Source organism: Saccharothrix sp. ALI-22-I (assembly GCF_001984175.1).
Lineage (GTDB): Bacteria > Actinomycetota > Actinomycetes > Mycobacteriales > Pseudonocardiaceae > Actinosynnema.
In genome coordinates this window covers 111,784-129,727 of sequence record NZ_MTQP01000065.1, presented here as the reverse complement: position 1 = coordinate 129,727, position 17,944 = coordinate 111,784, and the positions used below count along the sequence as shown (strand labels likewise).

The following is a 17,944-nucleotide window of genomic DNA, read 5'->3' as shown; positions in this document are numbered from 1 at the left end:
CATTCGCGGCGTGCAGGGACTCGTGCTGGTCGTGGAGGACGAACGGGCCATCGCCGACCTGATCAGCCTCTACCTGCGGCGGGACGGGTTCGGGGTGCACGTGGAGTCGGACGGGCACGCCGCGTTGGCCGCGGTGCGGCGGCTCAGGCCGGTGGCGGTGCTGCTGGACGTCGGCCTGCCCGGTCTGGACGGGGTCGAGGTGTGCCGGGCGATGCGCGCGGCGGGCGACTGGACCCCGGTCCTCTTCGTGACCGCGCGGGACGACGAGGTGGACCGGGTGCTCGGGCTGGAGCTGGGCGCGGACGACTACGTGACCAAGCCGTTCAGCCCGCGTGAGCTGGTGGCCCGGGTCCGCACCGTGCTGCGCCGGGGAACACCGCAGGTCAACCCGGTGCACGTGGTCGGCGACGTACGCCTGGACGGCGACCGGCGGCGGGTGTGGGTCGGTGAGGCCGAGGTGGCGTTGACGTCCACCGAGTTCGAGCTGCTGGCACACCTGATGCGCCACCCGGGACGGGTGTTCGCGCGGGAACAGCTGCTGAGCGCGGTCTGGGGTTACGCGGCGGCGGCGGGCACTCGGACGGTGGACGTGCACGTCGCGCAGCTGCGGGCGAAGCTCGGCGAACGCAGTCCAATCCGGACCGTTCGCGGGGTCGGCTACTCGGCGGAGGCACCGTGAACAGCGGCGCGCGGACGAGCCTCGCGTTCCGGATCACCGCGCTGTGCCTGGCCGTGGCCGGAGTCGCGGTGATCGTGGCCGGTCTGGTGTCGGCACGGCTGGTGATGACCGCGTCCCGTGAGGTCACCCGTGAGGCGTTGGCGGATCAGGCGGACGTGGTGGCCGAGCAGCTCGGCGAGGTCGGCAGGCCGGGGCGGTTGCGGGTGGCCGAGGTGCTGCGGGGGCAGGGCATCGCGGTGGTCCTCATCGGACCGGACGGTGGTCTGGTCGGTGATCCGCAGGCGGTGCGCGCGGTTCGGGAGGCGGGGTCGAAGTCCGGCACGGTCGGCACGCGTCTGGTGGAGGTTCGGGCCGGGGTCGCGCTGGTGCAGGAGGCGGCGACGGGCGGCGGACCGGGGCGCAGGCTGTTGCGGAACATCGCGTTCGCGTTGGGCATCGGGCTGCTGGTGGCGGCGGTGGCGGGGTTGTTGCTCGGCAAGGTGGTCGCGCGACCGTTGCGGCAGACGGCGGCCGTCGCGCACACCATGAGCGGTGGGCGGCGGGATCTGCGGGCACCCGAGCACGGGCCGGCCGAGGTGGCGGAGGTCGGTGGCGCGGTGAACGCGCTGGCCGACGCGTTGGCCCGCAGTGAAGCCCGGCAGCGGGAGTTCCTGCTGTCCGTCTCGCACGAACTGCGGACACCGTTGACCGCGGTGACCGGGTTCGCCGAATCGCTGGCCGACGGCGTGGTGTCCGGGCCCGATGTGGCAGGCGTGGGCCGCACCATCCAGCAGGAGGCGCACCGGCTGGACCGGCTGGTCACCGACCTGTTGGACCTGGCCCGGCTGGGTGCGGACGACTTCCGGGTCGACCTCGCCCCGGTCGACCTCACCGAACTCGTCTCCCACGCCGCCGAGGTGTGGCGGGCCCGGTGCGCGGCGAAGGGCGTCGAGTTCCGGCTCGAACTGCCCCCGCACCCGACCGTCCGCACCACCGACGCCCGCCGGCTGCGCCAGGTGCTGGACGGGCTGTTGGAGAACGCGCTGAGGCTCACGCCCGCGGGCCGGCCGGTGGTGCTGTCGCTGCACGACGTGCTGCAAGTGCGCGACGGCGGCCCGGGGCTGTCCGAAGAGGACTACCGGGTGGCGTTCCGCAAGGGCGCCCTGCACGCGAAGTACGAGCGGTCCCGGCCGGTCGGCACGGGTGTCGGGTTGGCGCTGGTGCACGGCCTGGTGACCAGGCTCGGTGGCACGATCGAAGCCGGTCCCGCGCCCGAGGGCGGCGCGGCTTTCACGGTGAGGTTGCCCGATGCTCGAAGTGTCATGGCACGACGCGGTCCGCGAGCTGGGCGGCACGCACGACCCCGGTGACCTGGCCGAACGGTACGCCGAACCGCACCGCGGCTACCACAACGCCGACCACGTGCTCGCCGTCGTCCGGGACGTGAACGTGCTGGCCGAAGCCGACCACCGCACCGCGCGCGAACGAGCCGTCCTCACCCTCGCCGCCCTGGCGCACGACGTCGTCTACGACGGCAAGCCGGGCGACGACGAGCGCCGCAGCGCCGAGTGGGTCCGCGAACGGCTCGCCGGGCTCCCCGAGGCCGACGACGTGGCCGACCTCGTGCTGGCCACCGTCAACCACACCTCCGACGACCCGCTGACGTGCCTGCTCCTGGACGCCGACCTGGCCATCCTCGGCTCCGACCCCGCCACCTACGAGCTCTACCGGACCGCCGTGCGCACCGAATACGCGCACGTCCCGGACGACGCCTGGCGGATCGGCCGCGCGAACGTCCTGCGCACCCTCGCGCAACGCGACCCGCTGTACGTCACGCCGCAGGCACGCGACCGGTGGGAGGCGCGCGCCAAAGCCAACCTCGCCGCCGAACTCAGCTCGCTCGGCGACCTCGGTGGCCTCAGCGACCTCGGTGACCGGCCATGAGCACGTCGAAGGTCGGGAACGACCGGGCGATCTCGCTGCCGGTGAAGTTGCCGACCCAGCCGTCGTCGTCGTGGAAGAACCGGATCGACACGTAGTCCGGCCGGGTGCCCATGTCGAACCAGTGCGTGGTGTTCTCCGGCACGCTCAGCAGGTCGCCCGCCTCGCACAGCACCCCGTACACGCGCTCCTTGACGTGCAGGTAGAACACCCCCGCGCCCCGGGCGAAGAACCGGTCCTCGTCGTCGTCGTGCGTGTGCTCGGCGAGGAACTTCAGCCGCGCCTGACCGGCCGACTCCAGCCACTCCGGGTCGTCCGACGGGGTCATCTCCATCGCGTCGACCAGGATGTAGCCCTCGGTCTCGGTGACGTGCGCGACCTGCTCGGCGTACACCTCCAGGGCGTTCTCCCTGGTCACGCCGGGCACGACCGGCCACTGCTCGTAGCGCACGCCCAACTGCTTGAGCTCGACGGCGATCTCGGCGGGGTCGGCGGTGCGCAGCACCACGGTCTCCGGGTCGGTGTCCGACCACACGGTCAGCAACGTCATCGCGTCTACCTCCTCAGCTCTCGCGGGTCTCCAGTTTGAAGCGCAACAGCCACTCCAGGCACTCCAGCCGGTGCCGGGCCTGGTGCAGGTCGTCGCCCCACACGTACACGCCGTGCCGGGCCACGATCAAGGCCGGCACGTCCTTGCGGAACCCGGCCTCGAACGCGTCGCCGAGCACCCGCATGTCCTGGCTGTTCGGCACGACCGGGATGAGGACGGTCTCGTGCGCCTGCCGTCCGAAGCCCTTGAGCATCTCCAGGTCGCGCAGTTCGACGCCGTCCGGCCAGTGCTCGGCCGCGACCACGGGCGCGAGGGCGTGCACGTGGACTACCGCGCCCGCCCCGGACACCGCCGCGATCCGCCCGTGCAGGCCCGCTTCGGCGCTCGGCACCCGCACCGGGTCGTCGGTGCGGCCCTCCGCGTCGATCAGCACGACGTCGTCGGGCGTCAGCTCGCCCTTGTCCTTGCCGCTGATCGTCACCGCGAGCCGCAACGGGTCGCGGTCCACGACCACCGACAGGTTGCCCGACGTGCCGCGCATCCAGCCCATCGCGGTGTACCGGGCGCATTCGGCGGCCAGCGCCTCACCGGGCGTCACAGCGCGTCCACCGTCCGGTGTGGACCGAAGTCCGCGTCGCCGTACGGCTCGCCGGGACGCGCGACGCCGACCGTCTGCCAGCCCGCTTCGACGGCGGCATCCAGTTCGGCGGGCACGTCGGAGTAGAACGTGATGTCGGTCGAACCGAGCACGGACGCGATCTTCAGGTACGAGGAGGCCTCGCGCTTCGGGCCCGCGTTCACCGTGTCGAAGTGGTACTCGAACAACGACGTCAGGTCGCCGTCGGTGGTGTGGGCGAAGAACGCCACCTGACCGGCCACCGAACCGGATGAGAACACGGCCAGCTTGACGCCTTGCTCATGCCACTCGCGCAGGGCGGGCACGACGTCGGGGAAGAACTCGGCCACCAGGTCGCCCTCGGCGTAACCGCGCTGCCAGATCAGGCCCTGCAACGTCTTGAGCGGGGTGACCTTCCGGTCGGAGTCCATCCACCCGTGCAGCACCGCGACCAGCTCGTCCGTGCCGCCGTCCACACCGGACAGCTCGCGGATCTGCGCGACCGCCTCGACCACGGCCGGGTCGTCGGCGTGCTCGTCGATCCACGGACCGAGCCGCGGCCGGGCGTAGTCGTACAGCGTGACCAGAACCTGGTCGGTGGCGCTGAGCGTGCCCTCGATGTCCAGCACTACCCACTCAGTCATGAACCGCTCCACCATCTCCATCGGCCTCAACGTAGTAATCAGCCAGCTCGTGCGGAGCGTACGCACCGCGGTCGGTCACCACCGAGGTCACGAACCGCGGCGGTGTCACGTCGAACGCCGGGTACAGGCCGCGGGCCCGGTCGGTGGCCGTGCGGCGGCCCAGCGTGTGCAGCACGTCGTCACCGGGCCGGTACTCGATCGGCACGTCGGCGGCGGCGGGCGCGAGCCGGTCCGGCGCCTGCACCATGGCCAGGAACGGCAGGTCGAACGCTTGCGCGGCGACGGCCAGGCCGAGCGTGCCGACCTTGTTGACCACGTGCCCGTCCATGGTGACCCGGTCGGCGGCGGTGAGCAGCACGTCCACCTGGCCGGTGGACATGACGGCCGCGCCCATGCCGTCGGTGATGAGGGTCGTGTCGACGCCCATCTCGGCCAGGGTCTCGGCGGTGAGGCGGGCGCCCTGGAGGTACGGGCGGGTCTCCGTGCACACGAACCGCAAGCGTTTGCCCATGGCTTGAGCTGCGGTGACGGTCTCGGTCAGGTAGAGGTCGGCCCAGCAGTGCGTGAGCACGGCGCCTTCGTCCGGCAACAGCTCGGCGGTGTGCGTGCCGAGCTTGCGGCTGCGTTCGCGGTAGCGCTCGTCCCCCGCCTTCGCGCCTTCCAGCGCTCCGGCTTCGAGGTCGTCGTTGGCGTCCACGCCGGCCAGCACGGCGGCGACGGCCTTGCGCAGGTGGTTGTTGGTGCGGCGGGTGGCGATCAGCAGCTGTCCGGCCTGGTCGAGGTAGGCGCGGGCGTCTTCCCTTGGCAGGCCGCGGGCTTCGCGGGCGGCGAGCACCATGCCCCACAGCGCGGCGAAGTACGGGCCGGAGGACTGGGTGACCATGTCCTCGATGGCCTTGGCGACCTCGGCGACCGTGCCGCAGCGCACCCACACCTTCTCGAACGGGAAGTTCCGCCGGTCCAGCACGTGCACGCCGTCGTCTTCCAGGCGCACGCTGCGCGCGAGCAGCGGCTCCATCAGCTGTACCCGGTGAACGGCGCGTGCTCGCCGGTGAGGAAGTACGCGCCGACCTCGCGGGCCTTGTACGACACGGGGTCGTGGAGGGTGAGCGTGCGGGCGTTGCGCCAGAACCGGTCGAACGCGTAGCCGGCCGCGGTGGCACGGGCGCCGCACAGCTCGAACACCCGGCTGGTGGTCTGGTTGGCGACCTTCGTGGCGACGATCTTGGCCGACGAGATGGCGGCGGCGGTCTCGGCGCGTTCGTCGGCGGTCAGGTCGGCGCCGCGCTCGGAGGCCTGGCGCAGCCGGCCCGAGGCGTGGTCGGTGAGGAAGCCTGCCGCCTGCGTCTCAGCGACCAGTTCGCCGTAGGTGCCGACGATGTACGGGTCGGCGGTGGCCTTGTCGACGCCGCTGAGGAACCACGGCCGGGTGGTCGTGCGGGTGTACTGGGCGGCTTCGGCCAGGGCGCCCTCGGCCATCGCCACGTACAGCTGGGCGAGCGCGAGTTGGAAGCCCAGGGCGGCCAGTGAGAGGCGCGGGCTGGTCTCGTCGTGCACGCCCAAGACCTGGTCGGCGGGCACGTGGACGTGGTCGAACACCACGCCGCCGCTGGCGGTGAGGCGTTGGCCGATGTTGTCCCAGTCGCCCGCGTAGGTGATGCCCTCGGCTTTCGCGTCGAGGGTGAAGGTCAGCTTGGCGCCGTTGTCGGTGCGGGTGGCGCTGACCACGAGCCGGTCGGCCACCGAGGCCCCGGTGGCGAACGTCTTGCGCCCCGTGACCTCGAACCCGCCGTCGACGGGCCGCAACTCCAGCGCCGCGTCCAACGGGTTGCTGACGCCTGCCCAGAAGAGGTTGTCCCCGGCGTCGAACGCCGGGTTGTCGAACAGTCCGCTGCGCCAGACCTGGAGGTAGTGGTACCCGAGGAGGTGCCCGACGTTGGCATCGGCCGCACCGACCACCCGTGTGACCGCCTGCTGGGTGACCCAGTCACCGATCGTCAGCACGCCGGACTGCCGCAGCGCGGCAACCTCGGCCACCGGTTCAGCTCCTCGCCGATCCCGCTCGGCCGCGTCCACCCGCAGCCCAACAGCCAACTCCTCGGCGACGGTCAGCCACTTCTGCCGACCATCGGTGCTCGTCATCCACGTCCTCCACGCTCGTCGCCCCAGCAACCCGAGCGTAATGGCCGCGACACGCGCCGAGCCGTGCGTTCCGCCACGTGGACGCCTCCACCGGGAAGCTGCGCCGGGCGGGCGACCTAGCGGGAAGCCCGGCCCGTCACCGCGTGACGTGTCGGGTGCAGCTGAGCAAACCGAGTTCCACCAACGCCTTTTCCAGACCGAGTTGCACAGTGGCGTTGCGGTGCCGCTTCCTCGGCAACCAGCGGGCGTGCAGTTCTTCGATGTGGACGCGCCACATATCGCGGTCACGGCGCCAGGCCGTCATGTAGTCGACGTAGATGTCGGGCGTGATGAGCTGGCAGCGGCCGCGCGCCGCTTTCAGCGCCACGAGCATTCTCTGCTTTTCCACCGAGTCGGCACGGGCGGCGACCTTGTCGATGATGTCGCTGATCATCGCGCGTCGATCGGCGATGAACCGCTCGAAGAAGTACGAGTCCGCGTGGGCGAGCGTGCCGCCTTCGTCGAGCAAAGCGAACAAACCCTCCCCCAGGCAGTCGCCGAATTCCTCGGAACGCGCCCGGATGTCGTTCGCGAACGGGTCGTAGACCTTTTGCAGCGCTTGGCCGACCACGGCCGACGAACCGATTCCCTGGTCGTCCAGCAGGAAGAACCAGTCCTCGTTGTAGACGTTCGGGAAGAACGATTTCAGCAGCGAACGCCCGATCACCAGGGCGCCGCCGCCGATGAACGTGTCCTGAGGGCCGCCGACGTCCCTGAAGGCGTGACACACGACCGAGTTGTCCGGGAACCCCTCGACCGCGAGGGCGGCGGCCGTGCTCGACTTGAGCAGGTCGGCCGCGCGGTTGAGGTCCAGCGGGTCCGGGACCACGATGTCGTCGTCGAGGAACGCGATGCGCTCCCACCCGACCACGCCGGCCAGGAGCAGGCCCAGGTTGCGCTTGAGGCTGGTGTCGACCTTGCGCTCGAAGATCGTGCCTTCGAGCATGGTCGTGGTCTCGAACGCCGGGAGCAGGCCCGGCGGGAGGTGGCCGACGTCGACGGCCACGAGTTCGGCTCCGGCTCGGCGCGCCATCTGCGCGATCAGGGCGGGTGACGAGTAGCCGCTGCACAGCGCGACCACGACGCACCCGAGTTCCGCGGCCAGGGCCACGGCGTTCTCCATGGCTGCGGCGCGGCGCGCGGTGGGCACGATGATGGCGTCGATCTTCGACATCGGCGCGGCCGTGCTGGTCGTCGTCAGCAGCAGCTCGCGGTGCGATCCGTGGTGCCGGGTCGCCCGCGAGTCGACGGTGGTTTTCACCCCTGGCCCTCCGGCCATTCGAACAGTCGTGATTCGGGCAGGTTCCAGTCCGGCGTGACCACTTGGCCGTTCACGACCTGCACCCTGGTGAGGATGCTGTACGAGTCGAGGTCTGGGAATCGCTGCTTCAGGTACTCCGCGTTGCGATCGCGGAACCTGCCGTCCGTGAGCGCACGCACGACGCCGAGGGTCCCCCGGCCGTACATGCCGTTGCAGACCGTCACCGTTCGTTTGTGGTTGAACGGGTTCGTGCCGCGAAAGAAGTGCGCGACGTCCTCTTGGAGGACCTCGTTGCCGCCGATGTTGGCGAGTTTGGGTGCGAACAGGCGTTCGCCGGCACCTTGCGCGTGCACCACGAACCCGCCCGACTCGGAGTCGTCGTGCCGGCCGACCTGCGTGACGGGCAGGTCGACGCGGGTCAGCAGCTCGCGGGTGACCAGGTTCCAGTCGACGCCGCCCAGCAGCACGAGGTGCGTGGTGTAGTCGTCCGGCGCGAGGTCGGTGGCGATGCGGAAGTTGACCTGGCTGTTCGGGTTGAGCGCGCGGATGTGGCCGTGCAGCTCGATCAGGGCGTCGAGGTCGGCGTAGGTGTAGAGCTCGACGTAGTCGGGCTGGGTGGGGTCCGCGTACGGCATCATGGCGCGTCGTTCCGCGGGGAGCTGGGCGACCACGATCGTGATGACGTGCCGGTCGTCGAAGTACCAGAAGCCCCGTTTGGCGCGGTCCGGCTCCGGTGCCGTGCCGATGTCGCGTTGTTCGGCGGCCCTGAGGTCGGTCAGTTCGCTCAATAGTTCCTCGCGGCGGCGCAGTTCGTCGGGGGTCAGCTCCTCGACCGGGATCAGCCGGTAGGGGCGGTGCTCGACGGAGCGCTTGGTGGCGAAGAACGTGGCGTAGGCGGCGAGGCGGTGCAGCGGTGGTGTCTTGGGCTTGCTGCGGCTCTCCCACGACGACAGCAGGGGCACGCTGGCGGGCTTGTCGGCGCTGAACGCTTCAGCAAGATCACTCTGGGTGATCGTCACGTCAGGCCACAGCTCCTCGCGCAACGCCCGAAGGCGGTGCGCCAGCGAGTGGGAGTCACCCGTAACAACCACGTCCGCGCGCCCTTCAGTGAACTTCAGCGTATCAGCTGAAGAGCGAAACTACACGATTGCGGAGAAAAGTCACGACCCGATACCCCCAGAAGGACCTTGTCAGTCAAGTACAGCTGGACTTACCCTCAGGTTACTGAGGTTCAGTCAACTTCAGTGAGTCTAGGTGAAGTTCACCCAGGAAGCCATCCGGGGGTCGCTATGAACATGCTCACCGCACTAGCTCAAACATCCGAGACCACCGAGTGGACGCCACTGGTGGTGATGATCATGATGGGCGCGATGGCGCTGGTCATGGGCCTGGCCCGGCTGCTCCGCCGGGTGCTGGGCATGCTCACCCGGATCCTCCTGTCGGCCGGGGCCGCCATGACGGGAATCGCCACGATGCTCGCCCTGTGCACCGTTCTGACCACCGTGCTGCTGGTCTACGTGCGCTGAACCGCCACGTGCGGCCCACCCCCTTCGACTACGGTATGCGGGCCCGCATCGAAGGGGGAGTCGCACGATGGACCTGTCGCGCAGCTCGTTCCTGGGGGGAACCGCCGTCGCCGTAGGGGTGACCGCGACCCTCGGGACGACCGCGTTGGCCCAGGCGCCGCGTCCACATCAGACGTCCACACCGCACCTGTTGGAGGCCGAGCAGCTGGTCGCCTACCTGTCGTTGCCGACCTGCCCGTTGGCCAACAACACGTACAAGGAGCCGCACCAGCCGAACGTGGTCCGGTGGGGTTCGCCCGGCGACGCGTCGGGGTGGGTGAACCAGAGCCAGTGCGCTTCGTTCCAGACGGCCGTGCTGAAGCGCACGTACAGGTGGGCGACTTCGGCTTTCTTCAGCACCCACTTTGGTGTGGCGAGCCCGTTCGCGCGTGACTACCGGGCGGCGTTCGCCGAGCGGGACATCCCGCACTTCGAGCGCGTCACCGGGGTGGCGGACCTCCGACCGGGTGATCTGATCGCCGTCGATTACCGGAACGACCAGGACACCAACACCGGGCACGTGGTGATGGTGCGTTCGGTCAAGGGCGTCTACACCGCGCCCAGCCCCAGCCTGAACTTCCCCGGTGAGACGCAGTACGCGGTGGAGGTCGTGGACTGCACGTCCGAGCCGCACGGGATGTACGGGGTGGGCAACTACTTCCGGTTCCCGGACAACCGGATCTTCAACGCGACCGCCGAGACGGACGGCGCGGGCTACGGCCACATGATGTTCTACGCCTCCGACACAACCGGCGAGTTCGCCCGCTACCGCTGGAGCGTCAACACCTCATCCACCGGCACCTACACGACGACCCAACGCCCCATCTCCGCCGCCCGCATCACCTCACCAACCACCCGCCGCCCACGTTCCGAACGTTGAACTCACCCGTTCCCAACGTTGGACACGCGCGTTCTGAACGTTGGACACGCGCGTTCCCAACGTTGGACACGCGCGTGTGTCCTACGTTCAGGTTGGGCGTGTCCAACGTTCGCGTCGCGCGTGTCCTGCGTTCGGAATAGGTGAGTTGAGCGCTCAGGTGTTGATCACGGCGGCGGAGGAGATGGCGATGGGGCTAGACGAGTTGGTCGGTCAGGTCTAGCTTGCCCAGTTCCACTCGCGAGGCGACGCCGAGTTTCGGGTACGCCTTGTAGAGGTGGTAGCCGACGGTGCGAGGGCTCAGGAAGAGTTGGGCGCCGATGTCGCGGTTGCTCAGGCCTTCGGCGGCCAGCCGCACTACCTGGAGTTCTTGCGGGGTTAGGGCGCTCAACGGGTCGGGGCCTGGCACGGCTCGGCTTTCGCCGGTGGCGCGGAGTTCGGTGCGGGCGCGGGCTGCCCACGGGGTCGCGCCCAGGCGTTCGAAGAGGTCCAGCGCGGAACGCAGGTGGGTGCGGGCGTCGGTCTTGCGGCGGGCTCGGCGCAGCCACTCCCCGTACAGGAGTTCGGTGCGGGCTCTTTCGAACGGGCGACCCTCGTTGGTGCGGTGCAGGTCCACTGCTTGGGTGAACCACTGTTCATCGTCGGTGAGCAGGGCACGGCAGCGTGACGCGACGGCCTGCGCCCACGGTTGGCCGGTGTTCAACGCCCACTCGTCGTACCAGGCGGCGGCGTCCTCGGCGGAGGCGTGCTTCCCCAGCCGGACGGCGGCTTCCACCAGGTCGGGCAGGCTGGTGATGGCGTAGAGCCGGTGCGCGCCGGCGGCGACGTCGGCCAGCCGGTCCAGCACGGCTTCGTGGCGGCCGAGACCGAGGTCCAGCAACGCCAACGCGCACGCGGCGCGCACGGACGGGGGCGGGCCGCCGGTGAACGTCGCCACCAACTGCTCGCAGCGGGCCTCGTCGCCCTCGATGGCGGCCAGTTCGGCGAGCACACTGGACAGGTAGCCGACGCTGAACTCCTGGCCGATGTCGGCCGCGATCCGCAGGCCTTCTTCGGCGGTGGCGCGGGCATCGCGGTGCTGTCCGAGGTGCAGACGTCCACGTGCCAGGTAGGCGAGGGCGCGGGGCAGCACGCCGAGAGCGCCTTGGGCACGGGACTCGCGTTCCAGCCGGTAGGCCCAGTCGTAGGCGGCGTGGTCGTCGCCGAGGATGAGGTGCCACCAGGCGGTCACCGCGTTGCCCGAGCCGCCGGCGTACGGGGATTTGAGCAGTTTCCGCAGCGCCTTGAGGCCACCGGGCACGTCGTTGCCGTCCAGACCCAGGGCCGCTTGCGCGACGGCTTGCGTGTCGGCGGCGCCGGGCAGGCCGACCGCCCGTTCCGCGATCTCCTGGATGGCGTCGAAATCCCGACCCGCCCACGCGTTCTGGGCGGCGTAGAACAGCAACTCCCCCGCCAGTTCCCGGTCGGTGTGCGCGGCGCACGTCGCGGCGCGGGCGAGCTGCGCCGACGCCTCCACCGAACGTCCCTGCTCACTGGCCAACCTGGCCTGGATGCGGGCCACCTGGGCGCCGTCGACCGGCTCCGTCACCAGGTGCCACGCCTGGTCGGCGAGCACGGCCGCGCGGTCGAACTGGCCTGCCGCGCCCGCCGCGCCGGCCGCCTGCGCCAGCCGCCGTGATCGCTGCACGGGGTCGGGGGTCAGTTCGGCGGCACGTTGGTAGGCCGACGCGACAGCGACGTACCCACGCCGGCCGCGCGCGTCCTCGGCGGTGCGGGCCAACGCCGCCGCCACGTTCTCGTCGGGCGCGGTGGTGGCGGCGGCCAGGTGCCACGCGCTGCGGTGGGCGTCGTCCAGCACTTCGGCCAGGGCTTTGTGCACGGCGAGGCGTCGTACCAGTGACGCGCTCTGGTAGGCGGCGGCGCGGATCAGGGGGTGGCGGAAGGTCAGGCGGCCCTCGTCGGAACGCAGGAGTTGGCGTTGCTCGGCGACTTCCAGGTCGTCCACGGACGCGCCGAGGAGGGCGGCGGCCTTGAACACGACGCCTGGGTCGCCGGTGTCGTCGGCGGCGGCGATGAGGAGGAGGGTGCGGGTGCGTTCGGGCAGGGTGCCGATGCGGTCGGCGAAGGTCTGCTGGATGCGGCTGTGGGTGGGGAGGGCGGCGACGCGGTAGGCGTGCGCGGCGGGCAGGTGGCCTTCACGTTGCGCGGCGGGGAGTTCCAGCAACGCCAACGGGTTGCCGCGCGCTTCCTGGGCGATCTGCTCGCGGACGTAGCGCGGGAGGTCGGCGGCGTGCTCGTCGAGGAGGGCGGTGGCGTGTTCGGGGGCCAGGCCGGTGAGGCGCAGTTCCGGCAGGCCGGGGGCGGGGAACGGCGGCGCGTGCAGGTCGCGGGCGGCGAAGAGGAGGGCGATGCCTTCGGCCTGGAGGCGGCGTGCGGCGAAGAGGAGGGCGTGCGCGGAACCTTGGTCCAGCCAGTGCGCGTCGTCCACCAGGCAGAGGACCGGCCCTTCGTCGGCCAGGTCGGCGAGGAGGGTGAGGAGGGCCAAGCCGACGAGGTAGCAATCGCCGCCGTCGGACGGGGCGAGGCCCAGCGCGCCGCGCAGTGCGGAGGCCTGGTTGGGCGGCAGTGAATCGAGGTGGTCCACGGCGCAGCCGAGGAGGAGGTTCAACCCGGCGAACGGCACGACCGACTCGGACTCGATCGCCGTACCGCGCAGAACCCTGAACGCTCCGGGCGATTGCTTCGCAGAGGTACCCGCCAGGGGTTCCCCTGTTTTCATTGTGCCAGAGGGGTCTGACAATTCCGGGCCGGACGATTCGGCACCCGACCGGCCTGAGCTCGGGGATTCGGCTTTGAGGGCGGCGTATTCGAGTAGGGCGGACTTGCCGATGCCTGCCTCGCCGCGCACGACGAGCACACCGCTGCGGCCGGCGCGGGCGTCGGCCAAGAGTTGGTCGACCACGGCCAGTTCGGCCGATCTCCCGTGCAGCATGGTCACGACACTAGCCGGCGTTCGGGACGAGGACGACTTTGCCGATGGTGTGCCGGCTCTCCATTGCCGCGTGCGCCCGCCCCGCCTCCGCCAACGGGAACGTCTGCACCACCGGCGTCAGTCGGTGAGACGCCGCCTCCGCCAACGCCCGCGCCTCCAACGCCCGCAGCCCGCCGGCGCGCTTCGCTACGTGCGGGCCGACCGCGACCATCGCCGTCAGCGAGCGTTCGAACAGGTCAGCCGTCGACACCGGCAGCAGTTCGCCCGACGACGAACCGAACATCACCAGCCGCCCGCCGGGCGCGAGGAGGTCCAGCGCGTCCCGCCCGACCTCGCCACCGACCCCGTCCAACACCGCTGTGGCCTCCCGTCCGCCCAGGTTCGCCATGACCTCCTCCTGCCAACCCTCCTGCCGGTAGTCGACCGCGACCGCCGCACCGGACCGCACCACCACCCGCTGCTTCTCCCCGCACCCGGACAGCCCCACGACGAACGCCCCGGCCCGAGAAGCCCCCTGGACCAGCATCGCCCCGACACCACCGGCGGCGGCCGTTACCAGGATCACGTCGTCCGGCCCAGGTGCGGCCGCGTCCAACACGCCCAAAGCGGCGCTGCCGGTGCAGATCATCGAGACGGCTGCGGAGAAGCCGAGCGTGTCCGGGATGACGTGCAGCGCGCCGACCTCCCGCACGGCCAGCTCGGCATACCCCCCGCTGGCCAGGCCGAGCTGCGTCACCACCCGCTCCCCCAGCCACGCATCGTCAACGCCGAAGCCGACCGCGTCCACCACGCCCGCGACCTCACTACCCGGGATGGTGGGCAGATCCGGCAACGGCACCCACGTGCCGCAGCCGCGCCGGATCACCGCGTCCACCAGGTGCACCCCTGCGGCACGCACCGCGATCCGCACCTGCCCAGGACCGGGCTTCGGGTCCTCGACCTCCTCGTACGCCAGCAGATCGGCGTCGCCGAACGCGTGCAGGCGGACGGCGCGCACGTCAGGCCCCGTAAGGCCGCTTGGCGCGGGCCTCCTTGAGTGCCGTCCCCCACCAGACGAGCTGGTCGAGCACGGTCGTCGCGGCCTTGTTGACCTCGTCCGCGTCCACCGGGTTCCCGGTCTCGTCGAACCGCTGCCACGCGCCGTGGAAGCTGACCGCGTCCCGCACGGTGACCGCGTGCAGTTCGGCGAAGACCTGCCGCAACTGCTCGACCGCCCGCAACCCGCCGCCCATGCCGCCGTACGAGACGAACCCGACCGGCTTGGCCTGCCACTCGGTGAAGTGCCAGTCGATGGCGCTCTTCAACGGCGCCGGGAAGCTGTGGTTGTACTCGGGCGTGATGACGACGAACGCGTCGGCCTCCGCCAAGCGCGGCGAGACCAGCGCGACCTCGGGCGCCGGGTCCTCACCGAAGCCGTGCAGCCGGTCCGGCAGGTCGAGGTCGTCCAAGTCCAGCACGTCCACGGTCAGGTCGTCGCGCTGCTTGGCCCGGTCGGCGAACCAGTTCGACACGACCGGTGCGAACCGGCCCTTGCGGGTGCTGCCCACGATGATCGCCAGCTTGATCATTTCGGAGTTCCTCCCTCGCTGTTGTGGTGTCGAAGCTATGAGCGAGGGGAGGTCACGGGCATCTGTCACATGACTGGTCTGTGTTGGATTGCCGCTGCTCCGGGACCACCGCGCGAGGTCGCGACTTCCAGGCGACCGAGCCCGCCGTCTGCGGAGCAGCGGCCATCAAACACAGTCAAGCGAGCAGCGCCAGGACTACGTCGGCGTCCTCGGTCCGGCCCTGGGCGCGGAAGAGGGTGAGGGCTCGTTGGCGGGCGTCACGCGCGTCGGGGTGCCGGCCGACGGCGGCGAGGACGTCGCCGAAGTGCCGTAGGACGGTGGCCTCCTCGTAGGAGTTGTCCAACTGCCGGTAGAGCTTCAGGGCGTGGCGGTAGTGCTCGACGGCGTCGGCGTCACGGCCGTGGTGGTGGGCGATGTAGCCGAGACTGTCCGAAGTGGCCGCTTCGCCTTCGACGTGCCCCAGTTCCTTGTTCAGCGCCAACGCTTCCAGGCAGTGTTCCTCGGCCCGGACGTAGTCGCCGAGCCGGGCCATGCGGTAGCCGACGTCGTTGAGGGCTTCGGCGATGCGGACCGGGATGCCGAGCACGCGGAAGCGCTCCAGCTGCGCCTGCGCGTGCTCCAGAGCGCCGGTGAGGTTGCCACGGCGTTCCATCGCCCACGCCATCGCACGGTGTGCGCCCGCCTTGCCGTAATCGTCCTCCACCAGCGCCAACGCCTGCCGCAGGTGGTGGTCGCCGTCGTCGTAACGGCCCACGTCGGTCAACGCCATGCCGAGGAACTTGTGCGCCGAGACCTGCTTGAACCGGTCCTGGAGCGCGTCGGCGGCGTCCAGAGCGGCCCGCCAGACCGCGATGTCCTCGGCCGCGTGACCCCGGCGCAGGTGGTAGTTGGTGAGCGCCCAGGCCAGGTGCCAGGCGACGTCGTGCCAGCGGTGGGAGGTGGCCAGGAGTTGGGCGGCCAGCAGCGATTCGTACTCGGCGTCGAACCAGTCCATCGCGGCGGCGGTGTCCGCCAACGGTGTCGCGGCGCCGTCCGGGGCGGGGATCGGGGGGCGGTGGGGCTCGATGAGGCGGTCGCCGTGGTACGCGGTGGCGGCGAAGTAGCCGATGAAATCGCGCAGGTTGGCGTCGGCGGAAGCAGGGGCGACTTCGGCGGCGTAGAGGCGCACGAGGTCGTGCATGCGGTAGCGGCCGACCCGGTGCTGCTGGACCAGGTGGGCGGCTTCCAGTTCCCTGAGCAGCTTGCGCGTGTTCGGCAGGCCGGTGAGGGCGGTGATCGCGCGCAGGCTCAGGTCGGGGGCGCAGGTCAGGCCGAGCAGGCCGAACAGCTGTTTCGCCTCGGGGGCGAGCACCCGTAACGAGCAGGCGAACACCGTGCGCAGGTCGGCGCTGAGGTCGTCCAACGCGTCCAGGCGCTGGTCCTTCAGCTCGTCGGTGAGCGCGGACAGCGGGAGGTCCGGCTGGGTGACGGCACGCGCCGCGATGATGCTCAGGGCCAACGGGAGGCCGCCGCACAGGGCCAGCAGTTCACCGGTGACATCCGGTTCGGCTTCCACGCGTTCCGCGCCCAGGCGGGCGGTGAGGAACTCGCGGGATTCGCGCTCGTCGAGGACGTCCAACGCGACCGAGCGCGCGCCGTGGGCCGTGAGCAGGCCGATGAGCTGCACGCGGCTGGTGACCAGGACGGTGCAGTGCGCGCCACCAGGCAGGAGCGGGATGATCTGGGTGGTGTCGCGGGCGTTGTCCAGCACGACCAGGATGCGTTTGTCGGCGAGCAGGCTGCGGTAGAGGGCGGCTTGGGCGTCGAGGTCGGCCGGTGGGTCGCCGACACCGAGGGCTTCGAGGAAACCGCGCAGGGCGGTCTGGGGCGCGACCGGGTCGCCGGCCGGGTCGAAGCCGCGCAGGTTGACGTAGAGCTGGCCGTCCGGGAAGTCGTCCAGGTGCTGGTGCGCCCAGTGCAGCGCCAACGCCGTCTTCCCGATGCCGCCCGCGCCGCCGATCGCCGTGATGACGACCGTGGACGCCGGTTCGGACAGGTCGGCGATCTCCTTCTCGCGGCCGGTGAACCACCGTTGCGGGGCCGGTAGCTGGCGCGGAACGGCTTTGCCCGACTCCTGGGCCTGCGGTTGTTCCTGACCCAGGAACCGCAGGTAGAGCTCTTGCAGTGGCTTGCCGGGGTCGGTGCCCAGCTCGTCGGCGAGCAGCCGGCGCACCGCGTCGTAGTGCTGCAGGGCCTCCGACGACCGGCCGCTCAGGTGCAGCGCGAGCATGAGCTGGCCGGCGAGGCGTTCGTCCAGGGGGTTGTCCTGGGCGGCGTTGCGCAGGGCGGGGAGCAGGGCGGCGTGGTCGCCGAGCCTGATGGCGACGTCGTTGCGGTCGAGTTCGACGGTCGCGCGTTCGGCGTGCAGGGCCTCCCTGACCTGGGCGAACCACGGCGCGTCGAGCCCGTCCAACGCCTCACCGCGCCAGAGGTTCAGGGCCTGGTCGTACAGCCAGGCGGCACGCTGGTCCGGTTCGTTGCGGGCCCGCTTGGCCAGGGCCCGGAACTCCACCAGGTCGACCCGGTCGGTCTCCAGCAGGTACCCGCCCGGTCGGCGCTGGATGTCGATGCCCGCGGCACGCAGTTTGGACACGTACCCGTACAGCGTCTCCCGGCCGCGCAGAGGCGGCTGACCTCCCCAAACGCGGCCCACCAGCCGTTCGACCGACACAGGCTGCCCAGCCTCCAGCAGCAGGGCGGCCAGCACGCTGCGTTGACGGATGTGACCGATGTCGAGGTCGTCCCCGCCCACCCGCGCCCGAACACCGCCGAGCAGTCCGAATTCCACGCTCAGCCCCCTCGAACAGCCGGTTCAAGGTTCATCCTAGGTTCGCTCCCGATCACAGGAGCAGGGTGTCCCCATGACCGCGGATCGATGAAGGAACCCCCGGCGGAGATCCCACAACCTCCGCTGGAACGAGGGGTCGACGTCCCGACCGGTTCTCTCCCCCCTGGCCGGTCGGGACGCCGCGGCCCCCCTCGCTCATGCTGCGGAAGCGGCGTGGAAGTGGGTCGGTAGTGCGGGTGCCTAGCCTGGTTCAGTGCGAAGACT

Annotated in this window: 16 protein-coding genes; 5 read left to right on the top strand and 11 right to left on the bottom strand. The window is 70.7% G+C overall.

Going from position 1 to position 17,944, the window contains the following annotated elements:
• Positions 1-10 precede the first annotated feature (10 nt).
• Genes ALI22I_RS27350 through ALI22I_RS27340 form a run of 3 tightly spaced genes read left to right on the top strand, consistent with a single transcriptional unit; the run spans position 11 to position 2,602 of the window.
• Complete coding sequence (locus tag ALI22I_RS27350) at positions 11-679, top strand: response regulator transcription factor (protein WP_083752046.1); 669 nt, start codon at positions 11-13, stop codon at positions 677-679.
• Positions 676-2,028 (top strand): HAMP domain-containing sensor histidine kinase, encoded by a 1,353-nt coding sequence (locus tag ALI22I_RS27345; RefSeq protein WP_077008418.1) that lies wholly within the window; start codon positions 676-678, stop codon positions 2,026-2,028. Before ALI22I_RS27350 ends, ALI22I_RS27345 begins: the two co-directional genes overlap by 4 nt.
• Positions 1,967-2,602 carry an HD domain-containing protein gene (locus ALI22I_RS27340; RefSeq protein WP_143532458.1) on the top strand — a complete coding sequence of 212 codons (636 nt, stop codon included), beginning with the start codon at positions 1,967-1,969 and terminating at the stop codon, positions 2,600-2,602. The genes ALI22I_RS27345 and ALI22I_RS27340 overlap by 62 nt, the downstream gene beginning before the upstream one ends.
• Here the strand turns inward: ALI22I_RS27340 and ALI22I_RS27335 are convergent.
• From ALI22I_RS27335 to ALI22I_RS27305, 7 genes are all read right to left on the bottom strand, one after another.
• A complete protein-coding gene (locus ALI22I_RS27335) occupies positions 2,577-3,149 on the bottom strand; it encodes a 1,2-dihydroxy-3-keto-5-methylthiopentene dioxygenase (RefSeq protein WP_077008417.1) in 573 nt (190 codons plus the stop codon). The two genes, ALI22I_RS27340 and ALI22I_RS27335, sit on opposite strands and share 26 nt — an antisense overlap.
• Positions 3,150-3,162: 13 nt before the next feature.
• Positions 3,163-3,747: a methylthioribulose 1-phosphate dehydratase gene (gene mtnB / locus ALI22I_RS27330; RefSeq protein WP_077008416.1), complete on the bottom strand. Its 585-nt coding sequence runs from the start codon at positions 3,745-3,747 to the stop codon at positions 3,163-3,165.
• Positions 3,744-4,409, bottom strand: coding sequence for an acireductone synthase (gene mtnC, locus ALI22I_RS27325; RefSeq protein WP_083752079.1), 666 nt, complete (start codon positions 4,407-4,409; stop codon positions 3,744-3,746). The genes mtnB and mtnC overlap by 4 nt, the downstream gene beginning before the upstream one ends.
• Positions 4,402-5,427: a s-methyl-5-thioribose-1-phosphate isomerase gene (locus ALI22I_RS27320; protein ID WP_077008415.1), complete on the bottom strand. Its 1,026-nt coding sequence runs from the start codon at positions 5,425-5,427 to the stop codon at positions 4,402-4,404. Before ALI22I_RS27320 ends, mtnC begins: the two co-directional genes overlap by 8 nt.
• Positions 5,427-6,551, bottom strand: coding sequence for an acyl-CoA dehydrogenase family protein (locus tag ALI22I_RS27315; RefSeq protein ID WP_077008414.1), 1,125 nt, complete (start codon positions 6,549-6,551; stop codon positions 5,427-5,429). The genes ALI22I_RS27320 and ALI22I_RS27315 overlap by 1 nt, the downstream gene beginning before the upstream one ends.
• A gap of 136 nt (positions 6,552-6,687) precedes the next feature.
• Positions 6,688-7,851 (bottom strand): hypothetical protein, encoded by a 1,164-nt coding sequence (locus ALI22I_RS27310; protein ID WP_077008413.1) that lies wholly within the window; start codon positions 7,849-7,851, stop codon positions 6,688-6,690.
• Complete coding sequence (locus ALI22I_RS27305) at positions 7,848-8,870, bottom strand: XRE family transcriptional regulator (RefSeq protein ID WP_238598595.1); 1,023 nt, start codon at positions 8,868-8,870, stop codon at positions 7,848-7,850. The genes ALI22I_RS27310 and ALI22I_RS27305 overlap by 4 nt, the downstream gene beginning before the upstream one ends.
• Before the next feature lie 276 nt (positions 8,871-9,146).
• On the opposite strand from ALI22I_RS27305, the gene ALI22I_RS27300 reads away from it, so the two are divergent.
• Entirely contained in the window at positions 9,147-9,377 is a 231-nt protein-coding gene (locus ALI22I_RS27300) for a hypothetical protein (RefSeq protein WP_143532457.1), read from the top strand.
• A gap of 67 nt (positions 9,378-9,444) precedes the next feature.
• Positions 9,445-10,296 carry a hypothetical protein gene (locus ALI22I_RS27295; protein WP_077008410.1) on the top strand — a complete coding sequence of 284 codons (852 nt, stop codon included), beginning with the start codon at positions 9,445-9,447 and terminating at the stop codon, positions 10,294-10,296.
• Between the two features lie 193 nt (positions 10,297-10,489).
• Here the strand turns inward: ALI22I_RS27295 and ALI22I_RS27290 are convergent, their stop codons facing one another.
• The 4 genes from ALI22I_RS27290 to ALI22I_RS27275 all read right to left on the bottom strand — a co-directional run bounded on the left by ALI22I_RS27290 (position 10,490) and on the right by ALI22I_RS27275 (position 17,680).
• Positions 10,490-13,285, bottom strand: a complete 2,796-nt coding sequence (locus tag ALI22I_RS27290; RefSeq protein WP_077008651.1) for a helix-turn-helix transcriptional regulator — start codon at positions 13,283-13,285, stop codon at positions 10,490-10,492.
• A gap of 10 nt (positions 13,286-13,295) precedes the next feature.
• Positions 13,296-14,282, bottom strand: coding sequence for a zinc-binding dehydrogenase (locus ALI22I_RS27285; protein WP_077008409.1), 987 nt, complete (start codon positions 14,280-14,282; stop codon positions 13,296-13,298).
• A gap of 1 nt (position 14,283) precedes the next feature.
• Complete coding sequence (locus tag ALI22I_RS27280) at positions 14,284-14,853, bottom strand: NADPH-dependent FMN reductase (protein WP_077008408.1); 570 nt, start codon at positions 14,851-14,853, stop codon at positions 14,284-14,286.
• 175 nt (positions 14,854-15,028) lie between these two features.
• On the bottom strand, positions 15,029-17,680 hold the full coding sequence (locus tag ALI22I_RS27275; protein WP_238598594.1) for an AfsR/SARP family transcriptional regulator: 2,652 nt from the start codon (positions 17,678-17,680) through the stop codon (positions 15,029-15,031).
• Positions 17,681-17,944: the final 264 nt, after the last annotated feature.

Bases quoted from the DNA above. Each gene is read 5' to 3' on its own strand.
- ALI22I_RS27340 (WP_143532458.1), top strand. From the start codon at position 1,967: ATGCTCGAAGTGTCATGGCACGACGCGGTCCGCGAGCTGGGCGGCACG.
- ALI22I_RS27335 (WP_077008417.1), bottom strand. From the start codon at position 3,149: ATGACGTTGCTGACCGTGTGGTCGGACACCGACCCGGAGACCGTGGTG.
- mtnC (WP_083752079.1), bottom strand. From the start codon at position 4,409: ATGACTGAGTGGGTAGTGCTGGACATCGAGGGCACGCTCAGCGCCACC.
- ALI22I_RS27320 (WP_077008415.1), bottom strand. From the start codon at position 5,427: ATGGAGCCGCTGCTCGCGCGCAGCGTGCGCCTGGAAGACGACGGCGTG.
- ALI22I_RS27315 (WP_077008414.1), bottom strand. From the start codon at position 6,551: ATGACGAGCACCGATGGTCGGCAGAAGTGGCTGACCGTCGCCGAGGAG.
- ALI22I_RS27300 (WP_143532457.1), top strand. From the start codon at position 9,147: ATGCTCACCGCACTAGCTCAAACATCCGAGACCACCGAGTGGACGCCA.
- ALI22I_RS27295 (WP_077008410.1), top strand. From the start codon at position 9,445: ATGGACCTGTCGCGCAGCTCGTTCCTGGGGGGAACCGCCGTCGCCGTA.
- ALI22I_RS27290 (WP_077008651.1), bottom strand. From the start codon at position 13,285: ATGCTGCACGGGAGATCGGCCGAACTGGCCGTGGTCGACCAACTCTTG.
- ALI22I_RS27280 (WP_077008408.1), bottom strand. From the start codon at position 14,853: ATGATCAAGCTGGCGATCATCGTGGGCAGCACCCGCAAGGGCCGGTTC.